Origin of the sequence: Mesorhizobium sp. M8A.F.Ca.ET.208.01.1.1 (assembly GCF_004791315.1) — a bacterium.
Classification (GTDB): Bacteria; Pseudomonadota; Alphaproteobacteria; order Rhizobiales; family Rhizobiaceae; genus Mesorhizobium.
Map to the genome: position 1 here is coordinate 1 of NZ_SRUT01000355.1, position 291 is coordinate 291.

At 66.0% G+C, this 291-nt stretch carries 1 protein-coding gene; it reads right to left on the minus strand.

Annotation, left to right across the window (positions count from 1 at the left end):
- Window positions 1–291, minus strand: a 291-nt coding sequence (locus tag EN851_RS36690) for a hypothetical protein (RefSeq protein ID WP_189587373.1), incomplete at both ends; no start/stop codon positions are given.

Below are 291 nucleotides of genomic sequence, written 5' to 3' on the forward strand. Positions count from 1 at the left end.
TGGCCATCAGGCTCGACTGCGGCGACAGGACGCGATCCGGCAAGGACAGCGTCCCGCTCGCCGGGTAGCTGGCGAGCTTGAGGCTGATCGGGACATCCGCGGCCGGGAGATCCAGTTTCAGCGGGACTGGGCCGACGCCGACCGAGACGCCTATGTCGCGATTTCCGATCGCTTCGGCGACCTGAATTCCTCGTTCCACCACCTGTTGGTTTTGTTGGCCGTCGGGCGCCGGCGCCGGCTGCTCCACACTGCGCATCAGTACCACGTCGTCGAGCAGCGACGAATTCTCCC